The sequence below is a fragment of the Streptomyces sp. NH27 genome, from assembly GCF_056859195.1.
The window spans coordinates 1-5,787 of the sequence record NZ_JACEGK010000518.1; the positions used below are offsets into that span (position 1 = coordinate 1).

7 protein-coding genes are annotated in these 5,787 nt (G+C 70.5%); 2 read left to right on the forward strand and 5 right to left on the reverse strand.

Annotated elements, in window-relative coordinates; all coding sequences use genetic code 11:
* The coding region (locus AC13HU_RS30795) for a DUF6381 family protein (RefSeq protein ID WP_483045258.1) at nucleotides 1-234 on the forward strand (234 nt) is incomplete at its 5' end.
* 144 nt (nucleotides 235-378) lie between these two features.
* Here AC13HU_RS30795 and AC13HU_RS30800 read toward each other — a convergent pair.
* On the reverse strand, nucleotides 379-738 hold the full coding sequence (locus AC13HU_RS30800; protein WP_483045259.1) for a DUF6204 family protein: 360 nt from the start codon (nucleotides 736-738) through the stop codon (nucleotides 379-381).
* Nucleotides 739-864: 126 nt separating this feature from the next.
* On the opposite strand from AC13HU_RS30800, the gene AC13HU_RS30805 reads away from it, so the two are divergent.
* The gene (locus tag AC13HU_RS30805; protein ID WP_483045260.1) at nucleotides 865-1,113 is read left to right on the forward strand and encodes a Smr/MutS family protein; all 249 of its coding nucleotides are present in this window, start codon (nucleotides 865-867) and stop codon (nucleotides 1,111-1,113) included.
* A gap of 313 nt (nucleotides 1,114-1,426) precedes the next feature.
* On the opposite strand, the gene AC13HU_RS30810 is transcribed toward AC13HU_RS30805, so the two are convergent.
* Genes AC13HU_RS30810 through AC13HU_RS30825 form a run of 4 tightly spaced genes read right to left on the reverse strand, consistent with a single transcriptional unit; the run spans nucleotide 1,427 to nucleotide 5,676 of the window.
* Nucleotides 1,427-2,416 (reverse strand): zinc-dependent alcohol dehydrogenase family protein, encoded by a 990-nt coding sequence (locus tag AC13HU_RS30810; RefSeq protein ID WP_483045261.1) that lies wholly within the window; start codon nucleotides 2,414-2,416, stop codon nucleotides 1,427-1,429.
* On the reverse strand, nucleotides 2,413-3,303 hold the full coding sequence (locus AC13HU_RS30815) for a carbohydrate ABC transporter permease (RefSeq protein WP_483045262.1): 891 nt from the start codon (nucleotides 3,301-3,303) through the stop codon (nucleotides 2,413-2,415). The genes AC13HU_RS30810 and AC13HU_RS30815 overlap by 4 nt, the downstream gene beginning before the upstream one ends.
* Complete coding sequence (locus AC13HU_RS30820; RefSeq protein WP_483045263.1) at nucleotides 3,303-4,271, reverse strand: carbohydrate ABC transporter permease; 969 nt, start codon at nucleotides 4,269-4,271, stop codon at nucleotides 3,303-3,305. The genes AC13HU_RS30815 and AC13HU_RS30820 overlap by 1 nt, the downstream gene beginning before the upstream one ends.
* Nucleotides 4,272-4,287: 16 nt before the next feature.
* Complete coding sequence (locus tag AC13HU_RS30825) at nucleotides 4,288-5,676, reverse strand: ABC transporter substrate-binding protein (protein WP_483045264.1); 1,389 nt, start codon at nucleotides 5,674-5,676, stop codon at nucleotides 4,288-4,290.
* Nucleotides 5,677-5,787 lie beyond the last annotated feature (111 nt).

Here is a 5,787-nt window from a genome sequence, read left to right on the forward strand (position 1 = left end):
GGGTGGAGGTATCGGCTCTCGGGTACGGAGTGGGGCGATATGAACGAGAACGGCCCGGCCAACGAGCGGCACGTCAGGGAAATGCGCGAGGAGGCGTTCGCACTGGAGGCGGACGCGGAGCGCAGCGGCGACCCGAAGGAGCGCAGGAAGCTCCAACAGCGGGTGAAGCAGATGGAGTTCGACTGCGAGCAGGAGAGCATGATGGCCGCGGGGGACATCTACCCGGCGCCGTGACGGGCATAGCCGGCTGTAACGCACCCGCCGCGCCCGGTAACCGCCCGGTGTCGGACCCGCCTGGACCCGCACCCACACCCGCATCCGGGCCCTGACCAGTCGGGACCCGGACCCGCACCAGGCCCTGTTCCCGACCGGCGGGCCTTAAACCGGGTTCCTGGCCGCCTCGCGCCGCTGCCGCTTGCCCAGGGGCGCCTGGGACAGGTCCTCCGCCTGGGACCGCAGCTTCGCGAAGCCGTAGCCGCGCTCGGTGAGCCACGCCCGCGCGGCGGCCTCGGCGCGGGCGGTCGCCGCCACGATGTCCTCCTCGGCCTCGCCGGAGTCCGCGAACCGGAAGGTGAACGCGGTGCGCGCCGCGAGGTCGTAGCTGAGGTGCCCTTCGGGGGTGAAGGCCGCGCGCAGGACGTCGTGTTCGGGCGCGTGCGCCAGCAACTCCGCGCGCTGGTCGGCGTCGAGCCCGTCGAAGACACCGCGCACCGTGATCCGGAACGTACGAGTGGTCATCCTGCGACCGTAGCCGTACGCGTCCCCGCGCCGCCACGGGGTTTTGCGGCCGGGAGTACGGTACTCGTGGCCGCGCCGCACGAGCGGTGCCGCCGGCGTGCGGGCGGCAGGGAAGGCGTGGCACCGATGACACTCACACTCGACCTGCATCCGCTGTTCCGGAGCGATCGCGACATCGACCGGGCGGTACGGGAGATCATCTTCAGGGCCGCGGCGACGAAGGCGGACCGGGTGGAGATCATCGCGGGCAAGGGCTCGGGGAAGCTCAGGTCCAGGGTGCTGGCGACGCTGCGGCAGCCCCATCTGAAGCGGCTGTACCGGAGTTTCGAGACCGACCCGTCCAACCAGGGCCGGATCGTGGTCCACTTCGCGTGAGCGGGATGCCGTTCCCGCGCGATCCGGCCGCGGTGACGTGAGTCAGGCCGGCCGTGACGTGAGTCAGGCGGGCGGGCGGTCCAGTTCCTCGTAGGTCGGCGGGGCCGCCCCGGCCCGGGAGCAGGTGATGCCGGCGGCCCGTACCGCGTACCACAGTGCCCCGGCCACCTCGGGCCACGGGGTCTCGGTGCCGGTGGCGTCGCTCAGCCGTGCGCGGGTCGCGGCGGTCGCGGAGGTGCCGCCGCCGAGCAGGCCCCACCGCGAACCCCCCGTAATCCCCGCCGCGAACCCGCTGCGGACCCCGTGCGACGCCCTACGGCAGGACCTGGATCTTGCGGCCCACGCCCGCCTGGAAGCGCTGCAGGGCCGCCGCGTAGTCCACCAGCGGCAGGCGGTCGCTGATGAACACCTCGGGGTCGAGCACCCCGCCGGCGAACAGCTCCGCGGCCCGCTCGTAGCTGTGCAGCACCGCCATGGAGCCGGTGATGGTGATCTCCTGGTTGTAGATCTTGTACGGCTCGATGGTGGCGCGGGCGGCGTAGTCGGCGACGCCGAACTGGAGGAAGGTGCCGCCCTTGCCGACCCGGCCGAGGGCGTCCTGGATGGCGGCGGCGTTGCCGGTGGCGTCGATGACGACGTCCCAGCCGCGCGGCTGGTCGAGTTCGTCTGCGGTGGTGGCGGTCGCGGAGCAGCCCAGGTGCCGGGCGGTGCTCAGCCGCTCCTCGTTGACGTCCACCATGTCGACGCTCGCCGCGCCGGTGCGCTTGGCCAGCTCCATCATCATCAGGCCCATCGTGCCGGAGCCGTAGATGAGGACGTGGGTGGCGAGCTGGGAGCGCAGGATGTCGTAGCCGCGCACCGCGCAGGACAGCGGCTCGATCAGGGCGGCGTCGCGGGTGGCTATGTGCTCGGGGAGCTTGACGCAGTTCGCCGCCGGGGCGGCCGCGAACTCCGCGGCGCCGCCGGGCTTGGTGACACCGATGGCGTTCCACCGCTCGCACAGGTTGTTGCGGCCGATCCGGCAGTAGTGGCACTCGTGGCAGTACAGCGACGGGTCGACCGCGACCCGGTCGCCGGCGGACAGGCCACGCACCTCGGCGCCGACCGCGACGATCTCACCGGCGAACTCGTGACCCGGCACGATCGGCAGCGTCGGCGCGAACTCCCCCTGGAGGATGTGCAGATCGGTGCCGCACAGGCCGCACGCGGCGACCTGGACGACCACCTCGGACGGCCCGGGCGCCGGGTCGTCCACGGTCTCGACGCCGACCTGGCCGGGAGAGCTGATGACGGCTGCTTTCACTTGACGGCTCCAAGGGAGAGGCCCTGGACGAGCTTGTCCTGGGCGGCGAACCCGGCGGCGAGCACCGGCAGGGAGATGCAGACGGCGGCGGCGCACACCTTCGCCAGGAACAGGCCCTGGCTGGTGACGAAGCTGGTCAGGAAGACGGGCGCGGTGCCCGCCGTGACGCCGGTGAGGACCCGGGCGAAGAGCAGCTCGTTCCAGCTGAAGATGAACGAGATCAGGGCGGTCGCCGCGATGCCGGGCGCGACGATCGGCGCGACGATCCTGACCAGGATGGTGGGCAGTCCGGCGCCGTCGATGGACGCGGCCTCGATGATGGCGCCGGGCACGTCGGCGAGGAAGGACCGCATCATCCACACCGCGATCGGCAGGTTCATCGAGGTGTAGAGGATGACCAGCAGCCAGATGTTGTCGAGCATGCCGATGTTCTTCGCGATCAGGTAGACCGGCAGCAGACCGGCGACGACCGGCAGCATCTTGGTGGACAGGAAGAAGAACATCGCGTCGGTCCACTTGCGGACCGGTTTGATGGACAGCGCGTACGCCGCCGGGGTGGCCAGCAGCAGCACCAGCAGGGTCGAGACTACGCCGGCGGTGAGGGAGTTGATCAGCGGCGGCCACGGGCTGACCCCGGTGCCGGAGCCGAAGAACTCGCGGTAGCCGTGCAGGGTGAGCGGGGCGTCGATCTTCGGCGGGTTGGTGCCGGCGTCCTGCTCGCTGTGGAAGGAAGTCAGCACCATCCACGCGAAGGGCAGGAAGAAGACGATCCCGCACAGCCAGGCGCCCAGCGCCAGCAGCCTGCGCGAGCGCCGTTCCTTCCGCTCGCGCGGCGCGATGCCGGCGACGGGCGCGGCGGCCCGGACGTCGAGGGTGGTGGCGGCCATCAGTGGGTCTCCTCCCTGAGCAGCGACGAGACCGAGCGCAGCGCGAAGGTCGCCACGACGATCGACAGGATCACCACGATCACGCCCTCGGCGGACGCCTGCCCGTAGTCGTGGGCCTCGTAGAAGGTGCTGTAGACGGCGTAGGGGAGGTTGGCGGTGCCCAGGCCGCCGGAGGTGAGGGTGAAGACGGCGTCGAAGTTCTGCACCACGTAGACCGTGCCGAGCAGCGCGGCCAGTTCCAGGTAGCGGCGCAGGTGCGGGAAGGTCAGGTAGCGGAAGATGTCCCAGCTGCCGGCGCCGTCCACCCGGGCCGCCTCGACCACGTCGGTGGGGCGGCTTTGCAGGCCGGCCAGCAGGATCAGCATCATGAACGGGGTCCACTGCCAGATCAGCGATGCCTCGACGGCGAGCTTCGGCGAGGTCGACAGCCAGTCGGGCTGCGGCGCGGAGTCGCTGCCGAACAGGCTCCACAGCCAGGTGAGCGAGCCGTTGATGAAGCCGTAGGTGGCGTTGTACAGGGCGTGCTTCCACAGCAGCGCGGAGGCGACCGGCACCACCAGGAACGGGGTGATCAGCAGGGTGCGCACCGCGCCGCGGCCGGGGAACTTGCGGTCCATCAGCAGTGCGAGGCCCAGCCCCAGCACCAGGCTGACCAGCACCACCGTGACGGTCAGCACGACCGTGGTGGTCAGCGCCGAGCGCAGCTGCGGATCGGTGAACTCCTCCTTGTAGTTGTCGAACCCGGTGAAGCCCTTGTCGGCGGGGTCCAGGGCGTTCCAGCGCATGAACGAGATCACCAGGGTTCCGACGAACGGCAGTTGGGTGACCACGATCATGAAGATCAGGGCGGGCAGCAGGGGCGCCCGCCGGGCCCAGGCACCGCGCGGCCGGCGCGGTGCCCGGCCCGCGGCGGACCGGGATACGGCCGGCGGCGCGTGGCGGTGTCGGATGATCGACGGAGTACTCATCGTGTCGGGTTCCCGCTCACTTGCCGGCGTACTTGTCGGCGACCTTCTCGGCGAGCTTCTGACCGGCCTTCAGCGCGCTGTCCACGCTGGTGCGGCCGGCGATGGCCGAGGAGAGCTGCTGGGAGACCTGGGTGCCCAGGTCGGTGAACTCCGGAATGCCGACGAACTGGATGCCGGGCGCGGGCCGCGGCTGCACGCCCGGGTCGGCCGGGTCGACGGCCTTCAGCGCGTTCAGCGTCGGCGTGGCGAAGGCGCTGGACGCCTTGACGTACTCGGGATTGGTGTACGTCGACGCGCGCTTGCCGGCCGGCACCCGGGACCAGCCCAACTGCTTGCCGACCAGGTCCTCGTAACCCTTGCCGGACGCCCAGGAGATGAACTTCCACGCGTCGGACTGGTGCTTGCTCGCCTTCTGCACGCCCCAGGCCCAGGTGTACAACCAGCCGGCGTTCCTGGTCTGCTCCACCGGCGCGGGCACGTAGCCGATCTTCCCGGCGACGGGGGAGCCGGAGCCCTCCAGCGAGCCGGCCGCGGAGGTGGCGTCGTACCACATGGCGACCTTGCTCTGCTCCAGGTCGTTGAGGCACTCGGTGAACCCGGACTGCGCGGCGCCGGCCTCGCCGTGCTTGCGCACCAGGTCCACGTAGAACTGCGTCGCCCTGGTGAAGGCGGGGCTGTCCACCTGCGCCTTCCAGTCCTTGTCGAACCAGGTGCCGCCCATGGTGTTCACCACGGTGGTCAGCGGCGCGATCATCTCGCCCCAACCGGGCTGGCCGCGCAGGCAGATGCCCTTCATGCCCTTCTGCGCGCCGTCGGCCTTCGCCGCGAGGTCGGCGACCTGGGTCCAGGTCGGGTTGGCCGGCATGGTCAGGCCCTTCGCGGCGAAGACGTCCTTGCGGTACATCAGGAACGACGACTCGCCGTAGAACGGCTCGGCGTACAGCTGCCCGTTGTAGGTCAGGGACTGCTGCATCGCGGGCAGGATGTCGCTCTGGTCGAAGGCGGTGTCGGCCTTCGCCTCGGTGGTCAGCGGGGAGAGCCAGTTGTTCTTGGCGAAGATCGGCGCTTCGTAGTTGCTGATGGTGGCGACGTCGTACTGCCCGGCCTGGCTGGAGAAGTCCTGGGTGATCTTGTCGCGGACGTCGTCCTCGGGCAGCACCGTGAAGTTCACCTTGATCCCGGTGGACTTGGTGAAGTTCGCGGCCGTGAGCTTCTGCAGGTCGACCATCTGCGGGTTGTTGACCATCAGGACGTTGATGGAGTGCGAGCCGGAGCCGCCGCCGGCCCCGCCCGCGCCCGAACAGGCCGCCGCGAGCAGCATGCCCGACACCGCCAGTGCCAGCGGGGGCAGGGTACGGCGGCGCAGTCTGCGGGCGGCGCCCGTCGAGCCGGTAGACGATGCCATGATACGTCCCTTTCATGACTGGAATCGGGGTGTGCGGGATCATCCGGCGGGCCGATGACGGCGGGCCGGAACGGGCTGGTGGAACCGGGGGTTGGGCCGAAGTCGAATCGG